The 18273-nt window shown below is 32.4% G+C and carries 15 protein-coding genes and 2 riboswitches; of the genes, 4 read left to right on the top strand and 11 right to left on the bottom strand.

Features of this window, described 5'->3' with window-relative positions; genetic code table 11:
• Positions 1-90: 90 nt before the first annotated feature.
• Positions 91-182, top strand: a riboswitch (SAM riboswitch).
• Between the two features lie 80 nt (positions 183-262).
• Genes metF through C4N20_RS01105 form a run of 3 tightly spaced genes read left to right on the top strand, consistent with a single transcriptional unit; the run spans position 263 to position 4827 of the window.
• Positions 263-1144 (top strand): methylenetetrahydrofolate reductase [NAD(P)H], encoded by an 882-nt coding sequence (gene metF, locus C4N20_RS01095; protein WP_005981760.1) that lies wholly within the window; start codon positions 263-265, stop codon positions 1142-1144.
• Entirely contained in the window at positions 1144-4485 is a 3342-nt protein-coding gene (metH, locus tag C4N20_RS01100) for a methionine synthase (RefSeq protein WP_005981758.1), read from the top strand. The genes metF and metH overlap by 1 nt, the downstream gene beginning before the upstream one ends.
• Positions 4486-4539: 54 nt before the next feature.
• Entirely contained in the window at positions 4540-4827 is a 288-nt protein-coding gene (locus C4N20_RS01105; RefSeq protein WP_005981756.1) for a putative quinol monooxygenase, read from the top strand.
• A 43-nt stretch (positions 4828-4870) separates the two neighbouring features.
• On the opposite strand, the gene C4N20_RS01110 is transcribed toward C4N20_RS01105, so the two are convergent.
• The 11 genes from C4N20_RS01110 to glmS all read right to left on the bottom strand — a co-directional run bounded on the left by C4N20_RS01110 (position 4871) and on the right by glmS (position 17198).
• Positions 4871-6049, bottom strand: a complete 1179-nt coding sequence (locus tag C4N20_RS01110; RefSeq protein WP_005981753.1) for an NAD(P)-dependent malic enzyme — start codon at positions 6047-6049, stop codon at positions 4871-4873.
• A gap of 359 nt (positions 6050-6408) precedes the next feature.
• Complete coding sequence (locus C4N20_RS01115; protein ID WP_005981751.1) at positions 6409-6618, bottom strand: hypothetical protein; 210 nt, start codon at positions 6616-6618, stop codon at positions 6409-6411.
• Positions 6619-6729: 111 nt separating this feature from the next.
• On the bottom strand, positions 6730-7881 hold the full coding sequence (locus C4N20_RS01120) for a CD0519/CD1768 family membrane protein (RefSeq protein ID WP_005981749.1): 1152 nt from the start codon (positions 7879-7881) through the stop codon (positions 6730-6732).
• A gap of 237 nt (positions 7882-8118) precedes the next feature.
• The gene (gene metK, locus C4N20_RS01125; RefSeq protein ID WP_005981747.1) at positions 8119-9273 is read right to left on the bottom strand and encodes a methionine adenosyltransferase; all 1155 of its coding nucleotides are present in this window, start codon (positions 9271-9273) and stop codon (positions 8119-8121) included.
• A 94-nt stretch (positions 9274-9367) separates the two neighbouring features.
• Positions 9368-9455, bottom strand: a riboswitch (SAM riboswitch).
• Between the two features lie 61 nt (positions 9456-9516).
• The gene (citF, locus tag C4N20_RS01130; protein ID WP_005981745.1) at positions 9517-11061 is read right to left on the bottom strand and encodes a citrate lyase subunit alpha; all 1545 of its coding nucleotides are present in this window, start codon (positions 11059-11061) and stop codon (positions 9517-9519) included.
• 25 nt (positions 11062-11086) lie between these two features.
• Positions 11087-11959: an HpcH/HpaI aldolase/citrate lyase family protein gene (locus C4N20_RS01135; RefSeq protein WP_005981742.1), complete on the bottom strand. Its 873-nt coding sequence runs from the start codon at positions 11957-11959 to the stop codon at positions 11087-11089.
• 35 nt (positions 11960-11994) lie between these two features.
• Positions 11995-12255 carry a citrate lyase acyl carrier protein gene (gene citD, locus C4N20_RS01140; RefSeq protein WP_005981741.1) on the bottom strand — a complete coding sequence of 87 codons (261 nt, stop codon included), beginning with the start codon at positions 12253-12255 and terminating at the stop codon, positions 11995-11997.
• Between the two features lie 131 nt (positions 12256-12386).
• Complete coding sequence (locus C4N20_RS01145; protein WP_005981739.1) at positions 12387-13631, bottom strand: methylaspartate ammonia-lyase; 1245 nt, start codon at positions 13629-13631, stop codon at positions 12387-12389.
• A gap of 186 nt (positions 13632-13817) precedes the next feature.
• Positions 13818-15290, bottom strand: a complete 1473-nt coding sequence (locus C4N20_RS01150; RefSeq protein WP_005981737.1) for a methylaspartate mutase subunit E — start codon at positions 15288-15290, stop codon at positions 13818-13820.
• A 26-nt stretch (positions 15291-15316) separates the two neighbouring features.
• A complete protein-coding gene (gene glmL, locus C4N20_RS01155; protein WP_005981735.1) occupies positions 15317-16723 on the bottom strand; it encodes a methylaspartate mutase accessory protein GlmL in 1407 nt (468 codons plus the stop codon).
• Between the two features lie 55 nt (positions 16724-16778).
• Positions 16779-17198 carry a methylaspartate mutase subunit S gene (gene glmS / locus C4N20_RS01160; RefSeq protein WP_005981733.1) on the bottom strand — a complete coding sequence of 140 codons (420 nt, stop codon included), beginning with the start codon at positions 17196-17198 and terminating at the stop codon, positions 16779-16781.
• A gap of 571 nt (positions 17199-17769) precedes the next feature.
• On the opposite strand from glmS, the gene C4N20_RS01165 reads away from it, so the two are divergent.
• Complete coding sequence (locus C4N20_RS01165) at positions 17770-18249, top strand: ribosome maturation factor RimP (RefSeq protein ID WP_035959771.1); 480 nt, start codon at positions 17770-17772, stop codon at positions 18247-18249.
• Positions 18250-18273 lie beyond the last annotated feature (24 nt).

Genomic DNA, 18273 nt, shown 5'->3' on the forward strand with positions numbered 1-18273 from the left:
TCCCCTATTGCATAAAGACAAAAGCTCAATCTTATATTTTTCCTCTATTGACAATAATTTTTGAATATGATACAATTCATGAAATAATTAAGTCCATAGAGAGAGATGGAGGGACAGGCCCTTTGATATCTCAGCAACCTGCTTTAAATGTAAGCGTGGTGCTAATTCCTGATAGATGGTTTAGATTCTAGAAATTTTAAGCTTTTTTCATCTATCAGGTGGAAAAAGCTTTTTTTATTGGATTCAAACAGGAGATGAGCAGATGAAAATTTCAGAATTATTTAAAAACAAAAAAACAGTTGTATCCTTTGAAGTATTTCCACCAAACACTATATATTCTTTAGAGGATGTTTATTCTTCCATTGATGAGCTGGCAAAATTACAGCCTGACTTCATGAGCGTCACATATGGAGCTGGGGGAGCAACTAGAGGAAGAACAGTAGAGATTGCATCAAAGATTAAGAATGATAATAAAATAGAAGCTCTGGCACACCTCACTTGTCTTGGAGCTAAGGCAAATGAAATTGATGATATATTAGAACAGTTAAGAAAAAATAATATAGAAAATATTCTTGCTTTGAGGGGAGACAAGCCTAAAGATGGACTTCCTGTTGAAGAGGGGGATTTTAAATATGCACAGGATCTTATTTCTTATGTAAAGGGAAGAAAGGATTTTTCAATAGGAGGGGCATATTATCCTGAGGGGCATCAGGAGACAAATGATCTTCTGGATCTCTTTAACTTAAAAACAAAAGTAGATTCTGGAACTGATTTTCTTATCTCTCAAATATTCTTTGATAACGAATCTTTCTATCGTTTCAGAGATAAAGTGGATAAGCTTCAAATAAATGTTCCATTAGTTGCTGGAATAATGCCTGTTGCTAATGCAAAGCAGATCAGAAAAATAACTTCAATGTGTGGATGCAGCATCCCTGAAAAATTTCAAAAAATATTAAACAGATATGAGGATAATCCTAAAGCATTGAAAGAGGCTGGAACTGCATATGCAACAGAGCAGATTATAGATTTAATAACTTCCGACATTGATGGAATACACCTGTATACTATGAATAAAGTAGATACAGCTAAAAAAATAATGGCAAATATAGCACATATAAGAGAAATTTCTGGAGGTAGCAGATAATGATAAATGAACTGAAAAAAAGAGTACTTGTATTAGATGGAGCTACTGGAACAGCTATCCAAAAATATAATCTTACTGATGAAGATTTTCAAGGTAAAAAAGGCTGCAATGAAATCCTGAATATAACAAGACCTGATGTAATAAAAGAGATACACACTAAGTATATTGAAGCTGGTGCTGACATTATAGAAACAAACTCATTCAACTGCAACAGAATATCTCTGAAAGATTATGAAATAGAAGATATGTCTTACACTCTTTCAAAAAAAGGAGCTGAACTGGCTAGAGAAACAGCAGATAATTTTTATAAAACTTCTGGGAAGAAAATATATGTTGCTGGTTCTATTGGTCCTACAAGCAAAAGTCTTTCTCTTCCAATGGGAGATGTTCCCTATGAAAGAGAAATTAACTTTGATCAGATGAAAAAAATCTATTCTGAGCAGATAGAAGGGGTCATAGATGGCGGTGTAGATTGCCTCTTGATAGAGACTATATTTGATGGACTAAGTGCCAAGGCTGCCCTTGTAGCTGCCGAGGAACTTTTTGAAAAAAAGAATATACAGCTTCCAATTATGATATCTGCAACTGTAAACAGACAGGGAAAAATTTTCTCAGGACAGAGCATAGAATCTTTAATTACAGCTTTGGACAGACCTTCAATTATTTCCTTTGGTCTTAACTGTTCTTTTGGAGCAAGGGATCTTATTCCAATGATAAAAAGAATAGCTTCTTTTACAGATAAATATATTTCTCTCTATCCTAATGCTGGACTTCCTAATGAAGAGGGAGAATATGAGGAGACTCCTGAGATAACTGCTGGATATTTAAAAGAATTAGTAGATGAAAAAAAGGTAAATATTCTTGGTGGATGCTGTGGAACACATTTTTCGCACATAAAAGCAATAGCTGATTTAGTAAAAGACAAAGAACCTAGACTTCCAGTTTCGAAAGAAAATAGATATTTTCTCTCTGGAAATGAAATATATGATTTCAGCAATAAATTCACAATAGTTGGAGAAAGAAATAATGTAGCTGGTTCTAAAATTTTCAAAACATTGATTGAAGAAAAAAACTATATAAAAGCTTTAGAAATAGCTCGTTCACAAATAGAAAAAGGAGCTGCTGTACTGGATATCAACCTTGATGACGGGCTGTTGATACCTCATGAGGAAATGGAAAGATTTTTAAGAATAATTCAAAATGATCCCATAGTCTCAAAAATTTCTATAATGATAGATTCATCAGACTTTTTCACTATTGAAACTGCCTTAAAAAACATAGCTGGAAAATCAATAGTAAATTCCATCTCTCTAAAAGAGGGAGAAGAAGCTTTCAGAAAAAAAGCCAGAATAATAAAAAAATATGGTGCTGCTATGGTTGTTATGGCTTTTGATGAAAATGGGCAGGGAGTCTCTTATGAAAGAAAGGTAGAAATCTGCAATCGTTCATATAAAATATTGGCTGAAGAAGGAGTTCCCAGCTCAGATATAGCTTTTGATCCAAATATACTGACTATAGGTACTGGAAGTGAAGATGACAGATATAATGGGCTGAATTTTATAAAAACAGTTCAATGGATAAAAGAAAATCTTCCTCAATGCAGTATCACTGGAGGACTTAGCAATTTATCCTTTGCCTTCAGAGGAAACAATCCTTTGAGAGCAGCTATACACTCTTTGTTTATTGAAAATGCAAAAGAAAAAGGAATGAATTTTGCTATAATGAATCCTGGTGAGAAAGCTCCTCAGCTTACTTCAGAAGAAAAAAATACAATCCTATCCTTAATAAACGGAGAAGAGGATTCTCTTGATTCTATATTGGAACTTGCTGTAAAATTAAAAAATGCCTCTGATCTTCTTAAAAAGAACAGCTCCTCTGCTCCTAAAATAATAAAGAATGATTTTGATTCTTTAAAGGACAGAATAGAAAATGCTCTTATTTACGGAGGCAGTACAACTTTTGATACAGATATAAATACTGCTATGGAAACTATGACACCTTTAGATATTATACAAAATATTCTGATGAAAGGTATGGATAAAATAGGTGTTCTTTTTGAAAAGGGAGAACTATACCTTCCACAGCTTATAAGATCAGCAAGTGTTATGAACAGAGCTGTTGATATTTTGAAACCTCATATGAAAATAGAAGCCAATATAGGAATAAAAGGCAAAGTTCTTATGGCTACTGTAGATGGAGATGTTCATGATATTGGTAAAAATATTGCTGGAACAGTTTTGAAATGCAATGGTTATGAAGTGATAGACTTAGGGGTAATGGTAAGCAAAGAAAAAATACTTGAAGAAGCTGTAAAAAACAATGTGGATATCATTACATTAAGCGGTCTTATCAGTCCTTCATTAAAAGAAATGAAAAAGATTCTTTCTCTTTTAGACATCAGCAAACTTTCTATCCCTGTATTAATTGCAGGAGCAGCTACTTCTAAATTGCATACTGCTGTAAAATTAGAGCCATTTTATCAAGGAAAAACTTTTCATACTACAGATGCTTTAGATACTCTTACAATAATAAATAAGTTGATTTATGGTGACAGAGATTTATTTATAACTGAAAAAACAAAAGAACTCAGAGAGTTATGCAAAGTATATTTGAATAATAAAAAAGACACTTCTAAAATATCAGTATCTCCTAAAGAAGATTTTACTTCAGAAGTTATAGCTCCTAAACAATTAGGAAAACAATATATAGAATTTCCTCTGCAAAAGATTGAAAAATATATTAACTGGAATTTTCTTCTTCATAATATGAAAGTAAAAAATACACCTTTAGAAGAAAATACACTAAATGATGCTAAGTATATTTTAGAAAAAATGAAAGAAAATGATATAAAGGTCAAATGTGCTTTTGGAATTTTCCCTTGCACAAAAGATTCTGATAATTTAACAATAAAAGATAGTGATAAAAATTGGTCTATCTCTTTTATAAGAGGGGAAGTAAAAAATAATGATATTGGAATAAGTGATTTTTTCAATGAAAATGACTTTATAGGGACTTTTATTATTTCAGTAAACAGCTCTCTATTTGATGAAGACAACTATATGAGCATAATGGAAAGCATTCTTCTTACAAGAATTGCTGAAGCTGCTTCTGAATTTATGGAAAATTATTTGAAAGAAGAAAATATCTGGCTGCCTAATATCAGACCTGCTATAGGTTATTCATCTATTCCAGATCATTCTATCAAGAAAACTATTTTCGAAATCACTGAAGGTGAAAGAACAGGAGCATATCTTACTAATAATTTTGCTATGTCTCCACTGAGTACTGTATGTGGTATTTATATTTCCAATCCAAAGAGTTTTTATTTTGATTTGAAATAATTTTAAATACCTGATACAGTATATTTATACTAAGAAAATTAAGGAGGCAATATTATGATAGTTGTATATGCAAAATCTATTGTACCTGAAAAAAATATTGATAAATATTTAGAGATAGCAAAAAAATTAGCAGAGGAAACAAGAAAAGAAAAAGGAAATATTTTTTATGAAATGGTACAGGACAAAAATAACAGAAGTGTTCTTGCTTTTATAGAGAAATGGGAAAATATGGAAGTTTTAGATAAACATATGAAAACTCCACATTTCACTACATTTGTTCCTCAATTAAATGAATTAAGAGAAGGAGAATCTGAACTCGCTATACATGAAGTTCTATTCTAAAAAAAATTGGCAGCCTGTATAAAACAGACTGCCTTTTTATTTATTAATCTCTGCATATTCCTTGTTCTTTTGCTACTTTTTCAACTGCTGCTGCTACTGCATCTGCAACTCTTTTATCAAAAGCATCTGGAATGATGTAATTTTCATTCATTTCTTCATCAGTAATAAGAGAAGCTAATCCTCTTGCTGCTGCAAGTTTCATTTCTTCAGTTATTTTTCTAGATTTTGCTCTTAAAGCCCCTTTGAATAATCCTGGGAATACAAGAACGTTATTTATTTGGTTAGGATAGTCTGATCTTCCAGTTCCTACTATTTTTGCTCCTCCTGCTAAAGCATCTTCTGGCATTATTTCAGGAGTAGGATTTGCCATTGCAAATATTACAGCATCTTTATTCATTGTTTTTACCATTTCAGTAGTAAGAATATTTCCTACAGATACTCCAACAAAAACGTCGGCTCCTTGTACTGCAAATGCTAAATCTCCAGCAAGATCATTAGGGTTAGTTATTTCAGCTAACTCTCTCTTAGAGAAGTCATAAGATTCTTTATCACTTTTTCTAAGGATTCCAGGTTTATCAAGAACTAATATTTCTTTTGCTCCTAAATCTCTTATAAGTTTAGTTATAGAACTTCCTGCTGCCCCTGCTCCATTTACTACAACTTTAGCATCAGAGAATTTTTTACCTACAACTTTGAAAGCATTGATAAGTCCAGCAGCAACTACTATTGCAGTTCCGTGTTGGTCATCATGGAATACAGGAATATCTAATTCTTTCTTTAATCTAGTTTCTATTTCTATACATCTTGGTGCTGATATATCTTCTAAGTTTACTCCTCCAAGTCCTGGAGCTAGTAATTTTACTGTTCTGATAATTTCTTCTGGATCTTTAGTATCTAAACAAATAGGAATTGCATCTACCCCTGCAAATTCTTTGAATAGTACACATTTACCTTCCATTACTGGAAGAGCTGCTTCTGGACCGATATCTCCAAGTCCTAATACTGCTGTTCCATCAGTAATAACTGCAACCATGTTTCCTTTTGCTGTATATTTATATACATCCTCTTTGTTAGCTGCTATTTTTCTGCAAGGTTCTGCAACACCTGGTGAATAAGCAAGACTCAAATCATCTTTATTAGCTACTTTCACTTTTGAAACTATTGATATCTTTCCTTTATTTTTTTCATGCATTTCTAGTGCTCTTTCGAATACTGTTGACATAATATCTCCCTCCGTTTATTATAAAATATTTTTTGAAAATTTATTTTCATTTATTGTGACAGTGCAAACTATATTCAAATAATATATATTTGCCTTTAAAGCTTTATATGATGTATTATATCCCCTTTTTGTACAAAAGTAAAGTATTTTCTTTTTTTCTTGTCTTATTTACGTATTTAATATCTAATATTGATATAATAAACTTAAACTAGTACATATATTTTCTGAAAATAAATTTTTAAAATATTTTTTTCATCCGTGTACAATATATATTGTTTATTATCTATTTTTCCAACAAAAATTTAGGTGATTGAAAAATTTTTTTTACTTTTCAACCACCTCCATTTAAAGCAATGTTCTTATTTTAGTATTCCCAATTTCTTTAATTTCTCTTCATTTTCCTCTACAAATTCTTCAGTAATAGCATAAGCTACAGTTTTAGTAACTACTATTGCTGTTCCATCAAAAGATATTTCCACTTTCCTATCTTTTTCCAAAAATTCTTCTCCTCTTTCTACAGCTTTAGCTAAATTCTCTGCGTCTATTCTTTCTTTTAATATGCCTCTCATAAAAATACCTCCTTCATTAGGTTTTCTTCTTCTTATATATTATACAAGATCAATTTTCCTTTCCTTTTTTTCAAATGAAAAAGAGGATGCAGTTCACATCCTCTGTTTTATCTATACAAATAATGAATACAAGAAGTTTGCTGCCATTCCAGCTGCCAATCCTCCAATAGTATGACTGAATATTGCTTTTCCAGTTAATTCTCTATATTTCAAACTGTCCATCATAGCTACATGAGTGCTTAAGTATCCGCTCCAGCACATTCCCATACTTGTAAAAACCGCTATCTCTCTTGGCCCTATTACGCCCTCTTTTATAAATTGAGGTACAAGTCCAATAGCAGCTCCCACTGCTCCAAGTGCTGTTATAGGAAAAGCTATTGCCTGTGGACTGGTAAATCCAAATAACGGCTTTAATATAAAATTAAGTTTTGCTCCAATTATTGGAAGTATTCCTATTCCTTCATAAGCTGCTCCTGTATAGCCACCTTGAGGCATACCATTTGTAAGCATAAGAACTGTTGTACATATGATAATTACTCCAGGAATTATCGCAATTCCCATATCTACTCCTACTTTTCCACCTTCCAGCATGGCTTCTAAAAATCTTCCAAAAATTGATCCTCTTCTTATTTCTCTTGTATCAAGAACAAATTTTTCTATTTCCTTTTCTTCTTCTGATTCTCCTATACTTTTAAAATATTTTTTACTATAATGCAGCATTAAATTTACACTTATTATACTTCCTACCACTGCTCCAAGATTTCCTATAAGGACTGCCTTAAAAAGATTTTCTTTCATAAGTCCACCTTGTGCCACCATAAATGCTGATACTATGAATCCCATCCCAAAAGATGTTCCCAAGTTAGTAAGAGCTGTAAACTGATAGTTCTTAAAATATTTTCTAAATTCTTTATTTGCTGCTAAACTAAGTACAGCTGGATTATCTGATATATATGTTGTCACTATTGCTAATGCTGAAGCTCCTGGCAATCTATACAAAGGATAAATTACAAAATAAAGCAATTTATTTATCAGGGATATCACTCCAAATTCAGATAATATTTCTGAAAGAGCTCCTGCTAATACTGCAACTCCCATTATAAAGAATACTGTGTTTATCAGAAGATCATGTGCCGTTCCCATTACAGTATTTATCATATTCACAGGTCCCATTATTTTAGCAGTTGTTATAAAAGATCCAGCTAATAATCCCAGACATATAAAAGCTTCTAAACTTATTGCTTTCTTTTTTAATTTTTCCATTATTATCTCCTTAGTGTTTACTTATACCTTAAAAGTATAACATCAGACATAAAAAGTGTCAATATTTTTGCACCTTAAAAGCTTTTTTATAATAAAAAAAGTGTCTCTCTAAGTATTGATTTTTCAACATCTAAAGACATACTTATATTAATATCCAGCTTTATGTTATTTTATTTCTACAAAAAAAGATCAAAAATCTGAAACATAATTTCAAATTTTTGATCCCTCTCTTTTTTACTATTTATTTAAAGCTTTTTTTAATTCTTCTACTTTATCAAGTTTTTCCCATGGAATATCTAAATCAGTTCTTCCTATATGTCCAAATGCTGCAAGATCTTGATATTTGAATTTTCCACTTCTCAATTCAAGTGCTCTTTCTATCCCTCTTGGTGTTAGATCAAATACTTTTTTAACAGCTTCTGCTAATTCAAATTCATCTACTTTTCCAGTTCCAAATGTATCTACTTTTACTGATGTTGGTTCTACAACTCCTATTGCATATGATAATTGGATTTCACATTTATCTGCAAGGTCTGCTGCAACTATATTTTTTGCAACCCATCTTGCTGCATAAGCTGCTGATCTATCTACTTTTGAAGGGTCTTTTCCAGAGAAAGCTCCTCCACCATGTCTAAAGAATCCTCCATATGTATCTACTATTATTTTTCTTCCAGTTACTCCTGTATCTCCGTGTGGTCCTCCAATTACAAATCTTCCTGTTGGATTGATATGGAAATGTTTTACTTGATCAGGATCAAGCCCATAAGATCTCAATACTGGTTTTACTACTTTTTCTATTACTTCTTCTTTTATTTGAGCTTGAGTTACATCTGGATTATGTTGTACAGACACTACTACTGTATCAACGTGATCTATCTTTCCATTTTCATCATAAGCTAAAGTTACTTGTGATTTTGCATCTGGTCTTGCCCATGGAAGTTCTTTTGCTCTAGTCATTTTAGTAAGTTTCACTAATATTTCTCTAGCTAATACAAGAGCTAACGGCATTAATTCTGGAGTTTCTTTTACAGCTCCTCCAAACATTATACCTTGGTCTCCTGCTCCTCCAATATCTACTCCCATAGCTATATCTGGTGATTGAGCATGGATAGCACTTAATACTCCACAGTTAGAATCGAATCCCATTCCTTCTTTATATCCGATTTCATCAATTTTACTTCTTACAATGTCTTGGATATCTATATATGTAGTAGTTGTGATTTCTCCTCCTACAACAACCTGTCCTGTTGTACAAAATACTTCACACGCTACTCTTGAATTTGGATCATCAGCAAGACATGCGTCTACTACTGCGTCTGAAATTTGATCTGATACCTTATCTGGGTGACCAGGTGATACAAATTCTGATGTGAAATAAGTTAAATTTTTCATTTTTCCTCCTTAAAATATATTAATAATTTAATGTGTCAAGATAAAAAAATCCCTTTCACCAGACAGATGAAAGGGATTAAGTGTTAAATCCAATATTCCATCTCTCAGGAGTTAGCACCACACTTAAAAAGCAGGTTGCTGAGATTTCAACGGGCCAGTCCCTCAATCTCTCTTGATGGTATTCTTTATATTTATCATTTACACCTTATTATATATTTTTTTACTATTTGTGTCAATAATTATTTAGTTATTTTTTACTTGTCTTACAACATCCACTATAGATCCGTCTCTGTACTGCACTACAGCAACTACTTTATCCTCAAATTCTATTGCTTCTTCTTTTCCAGTCATAGCTTCTGCTATTTCTTTTAGCTCTTCTATTGTTTTGATTGGAAGATTAGAATTTTTGAATTTTTCTATTAGATCTTTTCTTAATGGATTAATTGCTATTCCTCTTTCTGTTACCAGTACATCTACTGTTTCTCCAGGAGTTGTTACAGTAGTTATTCTGTCTTTTACTACTGATATTCTTGCATTTACTAATTGAGAAACTATTATACATAGTTTTGATCCAGCTGCTGTATCACTGTGTCCTCCAGATCCTCCCATGATAACTCCATCTGATCCTGTAGTTACGTTTACGTTGAAGTTTGTATCCATTTCTGTTGCACCTAGGATAACTATATCAAGCATATTTACTACTGAACCTTTATTATTTGCATTTGCATACATTGTTGCTGACATTTTTATATGGTTTGGATTTTCTTTTGCTGATTTGATTGCATTAAGGTCAAAACATTGTACATCAAATAGAGCTTTGAAAAGTCCATCTTTATACATATCAACTATATATCCTGTTATTCCTCCAGCAGCAAAACTTCCTACTATATTTTTTGATTTCATAAGATTTCTAACTTCTGCTGCAACTGCAAGTGATATTCCTCCTGCACCTGTTTGGAAGCTCATTCCATCTTTTAAATATCCTGATTGCTCTATGAATTTAGCTGTAAGATCAGCAACTTTTAATCCTATTGGGTTTTTAGTGATCTGAGTAGTTCCAGATACTATTCCTTTAGGATCTCCAATAGCATCTACTACTAATACATAGTCTATTAAAGTTTGATTGATTTCTATTGTTGTATTTGGATATGGAACTAAGTTATCAGTGATAGCTACTACTAATTTAGCATTTTCAACATCTGAGTGAGCATATCCTAAAGCTCCACATGCTGATTTTCCATCTACTCCATTTATATTTCCATATTCATCTGAAGTTGGAGCTGCAACAAAAGCTATATCTACTTCAACCTCTCCTGTTTCCATTATTCTTGCTCTTCCACCATGAGTATGCATAACTGCTGGTTTTTGCATTTTACCTTGTGATATTGCCTGAGCAACTGGTCCTGACATGTATCCAGCATATATTTGTGTTACTATTCCTTTTTCAATCATTTCTACTACTGGTTTATGGCATGGGAATATAGAACTTGCAACTAATGTTACATCTTTATATCCTCTTTTTGCTATTTCTGCCATTACTAAATTTAATACATAATCTCCATTTCTTAAATGGTGGTGGAAAGATACAACCATTCCATCTTTTAATGGAAGTTTATCCATTAATTTTTCAAAATCAGTATGAAGTTTTTTATCATTAGGAGTTACAGTTTTAAAGTTATAATTCTTTTTTACTACTCCAGTTGTATTTGCTAAATATCCATTATAATGATTGATTTTTCCGTATCCTTCTATAAAATCAGGAACTTCTCTTCCTAAAATATTTTTCATCTATAAACACCTCACATATTATTGATTAATCTATTAGACCAATAAGTCTTGCAACATCCAATGTATGAATAGCTCTATTTATAATTGGAAGGTCAACCATTTTTCCATCTAATGAGAATACTCCAAGACCTTCTTTAGCAGCTTCTTCTTTAGCAGCTATTACTCTTAAAGCATGATTGATTTCAGCTTGTGATGGACAGTAAGCTGCATGGATTGTATCTATTTGTCTTGGGTTTATAGCAAGTTTTCCTGTAAATCCTAACATTTTTGCTTTTAATGAGTCAGCCATTAATCCTTCATAGTCATTTGTATCTGTAAATGGAGTATCTATTGCATCTACTTTACAAGCTTTACATGCATTTACTACTTTTGTTCTTGCATAGAATAATTCGTCTGATGATTTAGTTCTTTTTACTCCCAAATCAACTGCAAGGTCTTCTCCACCTAACAAAACAGAAATTACTCTTGGACTTGATTTTATAGTTTCATATACTGTTTCTACTCCATAAGTAGTTTCTACTAGTGGGTGTATTTTTATACTTCCTGCTTCAAATCCCATTTCTTTTTCTATTTCATTTAATTTTTTATCTAATACAACTATATCTTCAGGACAAGCTTTTGGAAGAAGTATAGCATCTGGTTTCAATCTTGCTATTACATCTATATCTTTTTCTGCAAATGGAGTAGATAAAGGATTAACTCTTACTACTACTTCTACATCATCATATTTATTTGTTCTTAAAGCTTCACTTATCAAATATCTTGCAGCATCTTTTTCTGTTAATGCAACAGCATCTTCCAAGTCAAATATAACAGCGTCTGAACCGAATACAGCTGCTGTTTGAAGCATTCCTGGGTTATTTCCAGGCATAAATAACATAGTTCTTCTTAATTCCACGATAAACACCTCTCATATAAAAAATAATATAATTATTATAATCCTCTAGCAACAGCAGCTTCTATTCTTGCTCTGACAGTATAATCAAGAGCTCCCTTATCTTGAGCTTGAACTTTTACTCCATCAATCCCAAGTTCTACAAGTTTATTTTTTATAACTTCTCTTATATGAGCTCCAAATTGTTTTTCCACAGTACTTTCTAATTCAATTTCTATTCCGCTTTCAGCTGGAGTTAGAATCACAAATATATCATTTGATTCTAGAGTACCACATTTAGCAGCTTTCTTTATTGTCATTTGATTCACCTCATTATTAAATTCTAAATAAAATTCTCTATAAACATTAGGGCTAATTAAAGGAAAAAGGTAGTCATATAACTACCTTTTTCAAAATCAAAATAAATTATAATTATACTCTTAAAAGAAAACTATTTCTTTCTTCTGTTTACTAAAGCTTCAACTCTAGACATTTCGTTGAATACGATCATGTATCCTTCGTCAACACCCATTCCTGGTTTAGCAAGAACTTGAAGAGCTCCACAAGCCATACCGATGTTAGTAGTAACTTCAGCAGATCTGTTAGTTTCGTTACAAGTTCCTCCACAGTATGATCCGATTCCTACTTTGTTACAGTAAAGAATTGCATCAGCTATGTTGTTTACTCCTCCAAGGTCTGGAGTTTTGATTTGAACTACATGTCCAGCTTTTTTGTCAGCGAACAATTTAATATCTTCTAATGTATTACACCATTCGTCAGCAACTAATTCAACTGCAATTCCTCTAGCGTCTACTTCAGCAGTTAAAGCAGCAAGAGCTTCGATTTGTTTATCTCTGTCTTCAACGTCCATAGGTCCTTCTATTCTTAATTTGAATGGTTTTGCAGCTTCTACTAATGTAGCAATGTAGTCAGCCATTTTTTTAGTGTCACAATCAAATGCAGCACCGATAGTTCCATAAACGTCTATGTGGAATATTGGAGAATAGTCAGCATCAGTTCTTTGAGAAATGATTCTGTCTCTTAACCATTTTACATAGTCAAGTAAGATTTCCCCGTGTAATCCTAATTTTTCTTTTACATTGTTAATCAAAGCGTGAGGTAAAACGTCAGCTTCTTTGATTATCATTTTGTCAGCAGCAACATATCTGTCGTCTCCTGATTGAGTGAATATAGGTCTCTTAGTGATTTCTAATCCTGTATTGTAGTCAGCTTTAATAACTTCAGCTAAAGTTACTTTTCTAGCTTTTGCAACACCATCAAGTAAAGCTTGAGTGATTCCATATCTTATTGCAGTATGTAATCTTTTTCCATTAACTTCTAATGCATCAAATTCTTCAGCAAGAGATTTGAAGTTATCAAGTTCTCTTCCTATTAATTTTGGAGCGATTTCTTTTTGGATTACTGGAATAAAGTCTTTTGCTAGGAATAAAGGATCTCTTCCTCCCGCACCTGAGTATTGAACAGCAGCACAGTCTCCATGAGCAACTTGTCCATCTTCAAGAACTAGTAAAACAGAGATAGCTTCTCCTGCTTGTCTGATTGATTTGAATCCTGGTGTTACTGGAGTTCCTAGATAGAACATACCATCATGTCCAGCTCCTGCTTTTATTGCTCTTTGGTCATCAAAATAGAATCCTGTTTTTCCTGCAGAACATACTACATCTACAATTTTCATAATTAAGCCTCCTAAGATTTTAAATTGTGTGGGAATTTTGCAATTCCCACTTTCTTCCTAATTAAATATATAATCTATTTCCAACATAATTGCAACCAACATTTAAAAATTGATTTTCTAAATTATTTTGCATTTATCATATCAATTTTATACTATGATTTCTACAAATTTTATTCGTTAATCGAATTAATTGTTTTTCATATGTTCAGTTTCAGGTCTTCCAATAAGAGTTCCTTTTCCTACTGCGAATATATCATCAACAGTCATTTGGAATCCAACTGGTCTTCCTTCAAATTTAGCTCTTTCTTCTAATTGAGCTAGGTTAAAGTCTACTAATTCTTTGCTTAATGGTACGTTTCCAACAGCTAGGTATCTTACTTTACCTACGTTGTCTCTAGCTGGCATCATTTTACCTGCATTGTATTTAGATGGAGCGAATGGAACGTCTAGTACACCTTGTTCGAAAGCTTTAACTACACCAACAGCCCAGTCTCCTTCTCCTAATTCTAATACTTTATTTAAGATACATTTAGTTTCAGCTTTAATAACATCTATTTCTTTTGCTAATTCTGGAGACATTGATAATTGTTGTCCTTTAAGAAGGTTAAGAACCATTTTTGTAGCTTTAATTCCCATTGCATTAGCTTCTTTTGTAGGAACTCCAATAGCTTCATGAGGAGTTTTAACAATAACTTTTGTAGCTCCAGCAAGAGCAGCAGCAGAAGCACCATTAGAAATAACTCCAAATGCTTTAGCTTCATCTTCTGGGAATCCTCCCATCCATTGGTGGAATACAGTTGTTAAATCAATATCATTATATCCATACTCTTTGAAATACTCTTCTCCTTGCTCAGTTAATGCTCTAATAGCAGCAACGTCTTGGATTAAGTTTCCACATTGTCCATATCCTAAAGTAATATTTTTAACTCCTTGCTCAGCAGCTAGTAATCCTTCAAGGATTCCAACAGCATTTGACATTGATGGAGGAACTAATGTACCAGTTAATGGTCCAAATGGTTCTCTGTTGATTGATACTCCGTGCTCTTCATACCATCCAACTAGTCTGTCAACATATTGCCAGTCAATTAGTGTTCTTTCTAGAGAAACTGATTTAGCGTAAGGAACGTTATAACTGATTCCTCCACCCTCATCAGAAGTATATCCAGCTGCGATCATGATTTCAGAAAGTAGTCTAGCATCTGGAGTTCCATGTCTCATTTGTAGAGGTAGATCTATAGCTTCAACAACTTGTCTACATCCTGTAACTCCGTGGTTTACACCTGGGAATCCATTAAGAAGTGATCTTCCAGCTTTTTTAGATTCTTCTATTCCTTTTTCACAGTTTTCATATTTATTTTGTCTTGTATAAGAGTCGATAGTTGATGGAAGTAAGTCTGCTCCTCCAACTTTATCTAAGTAGTCTAATAATTCTATATGTTGTTCTATTAAAGCAACCCCTGCTCTAGGTTGTGCTAGAGTAATTCCTGCTTTTTTAGCATCTACTAATTTTTTAGAGAAGCTTTTTGATTCTGGTAATGCTTTATGGAAAGCTACAGCTTCTTCTAAGTTTACTTCTTTCCCTGTAGGCCACCCTTTTAAAACTTCTTCTCTCATTTCGAAGAACTCTTCTTCAGTCCATTTCTTAAATCTAAGTTTCATATTTAAATATTCCTCCTTATAATTTCTTATACTTCGACTAGATATTTTTTCATTATTCTAACAGCTAAGTTTGGATAATCCTGGGCTAACAGTCCCATTGATGACAATATATATGTTTTGTCTACAAGGAATTTTGGAGACATAGGTTTCAAGTGAACAGGATCTTGTTCATTGAAATTTCCAGCTTTTAATATTCCTTGAGGATTTAAACTATGAATGATAACTCCTCCTGTACCAATAACATAAGGTGCATCAGTCAAGTCTTTTCCACTTTGATTAAACATTGTTCCCATTGGAGTATAAACACACTCTAGCACTCCACAGTGTCTTGTCATTGCAATTTCAGTAGCTGCCATTGCCATTGCCTCATCAAATCTGATCTCTTCTTCATTTTGAGGCACCATCTTGATATGATCATGTCTATACTGACATGCAGCTTTCACATCAATTTGCTTTAATGAATCATGTAAATAGTTTCTTATTTTTCTTGTTCCTGCTGCTTCTAAAAGAGCTACTGATGAGTATCTCATTCCAAGATCTCCTTCTACAGTTCTTTTAGCAAATGGTTCTTCCAAACCTTTTATCATGATAGAAGGTTTTGTAGGATCTCCTTTAGCTATTGAGTGAACATCTGTTGTTGCTCCTCCAATATCTACTACTATTAAATCTCCTATTCCATCTTCATCATCAGTACCCTCTGCAAGTACCTCAGCAGCTTTTAATACAGCTGCTGGTGTAGGCATCAGTATACCTCTTATAAACTCTTCTGCGTTTTTCATTCCTTTAGCTTCTACTATTCTATTCATAAAAACTTTTCTGATTTCTTCACGAGAAGGTTCAACATTTAATTTATTTATTACAGGCATTACATTTTCTGTTACAAAATAATCTATTTCAGCTTCTTTGAAAATAGCTTCCACCTGGTCAATAGCTGCTTTATTTCCTGCAACTACAACTGGCACATCAAGTTTATACTCTGCAATCATTTTAGCATTATGAATGATACAGTCTTTATTACCACCGTCTGTTCCACCAGCTAATAATATTATGTCCAGAGGAGTAGCCTTGATTTCTTCAAGTTCTCTGTGATTTAATTCGTAAGCATATGTCTTTATTACTCTTGCTCCAGCTCCTAGAGCAGCTTTTTTAGCAGCTTCAGCTGTAAGTTCAGGTACAAGGCCTATTGCTACCATTTTCAATCCACCAGCAGCAGATGAACAGGCAGTTTTACTTACAAACTCCACAGAATCAAAATCAACCTTCTCATTTATTGCAGCTTTTAATTTGTCATAAGCCTTATTAAATCCGATCATGATATCTTCTTCAACTGTAGTAATATCCTTTGCTGTCGCTAAAATAACTTCATTATCCATATCTATAGCAGTAAGTTTAGTGTAAGTACTCCCAAAATCTATGGCTAGATAAACTTTCATAACAACCACTCTCTTTTATTGTAAAGTTTTTTTGAAAAATTTCAGTTGATTAAGATTAAGCAATCCCTAAATCTTTCTTTAAATCTTCTGTTGTATCTTCGATAGGAGTTCCTGGTCTGTAAACTCTATCAAATCCCATAGCTTTAAATCTTTCTTCTACTTCACTCCAAACTTGTTTTCCAACAACAATGTTTCCACCTACATAAAGGATGATGTCATTAAGTCCTGCTTCTTTACATTTTTCTCTCATTCCTTGACAATCTAGTTCCCCATGTCCATATAAAGAAGAAACTATTATAGCATCAGCACTCGTTTCAACAGCTGCGTTGATGAAGTCAGCTTGTGGTGATAAAACTCCGATGTTTACTACTTCAAATCCATTAGACTCTAAAACGTGATGAATAATTTTGTTTCCAACTGCGTGACAGTCTGATCCAATAACTCCAATTACAACTTTTTTTCCATTTTTTTCCATGAAAAATAGCCTCCTCTGTGTATGATATTTAAACTTTAATAATAATATACCTCTTTTTTGTAAAAAATCAAGCATTATTAATAATATGAATGATAAAAATTTATTTTTTTAATCACATATATAAAACTCGCTATTTTATGCCATTTTGTTAAATATTTGTTAATATTTTTCAATTACTGGTTAACAGATTTCCATTTTAGGTAATATTTCCTTTTTTATGTTGTAAAAAATATATTTCATAATTATAAAAAATATATGTTTTTTTTCATTTTTGAATAAAAAATGGTCAAACCAAGGTTTTTTATTAACATTTTTTTTGATTAATTACTTTACACTAAAATATTTTCAAAAAACTTTTTTTAATTGAATTTAAAAACTATCCTTACTTTTTCTTAAATATCCTTTGCTCATCTATGTTTTTCAATGAAACTTCCATTAGGAAAATTTGATTTTTTCAAGAATGTGTGTTATAATATCTTGAAAATAAATTATACTAGCTAATGTAGGGGAGTGGGTTTTGGTCCACTCCCTCTTTAGTAGTTATCTTGAAAGTGAGGTGAATACATACTTTATGGAAAAAAATAACAAGGAAAATATTTTGAAAAAAATTGAAACCATTGTTACCCCAGTAGTAAATGAAATGGAATTATCTCTTGTTGATATTGAATACCTTCAAGATGGAGGTTACTGGTATGTGAGAATATATGTTGAAAACCCTGAGGGAGATATAACTCTCGAAGATTGTGCAGCTATCAGTAATAAGATAGATGAAGACATTGACAAACTCATTGAACAAAGATTCTTCTTGGAAGTGTCTTCTCCAGGCATTGAAAGACCACTGAAGAAAATAGAAGATTATATCAGATTCAAGGGAGAAAAAGCTAAACTTAGTCTTAAACATAAAGTTGATGACAATAAAAACTTTGAAGGAATAATTACAGACTGTAAGGATAGTATTATATATTTAGAACTAGAAGATGAAAAAGTAATGGAAATTCCCTTTTCAGAAGTAAGAAAAGCCAATCTTGTTTATGAATTTGAAGAATTTTAATAGAATTTTCAGGAGGTAATGAAA

The sequence above is a fragment of the Fusobacterium ulcerans genome (genome assembly GCF_003019675.1).
GTDB lineage: Bacteria > Fusobacteriota > Fusobacteriia > Fusobacteriales > Fusobacteriaceae > Fusobacterium_A > Fusobacterium_A ulcerans.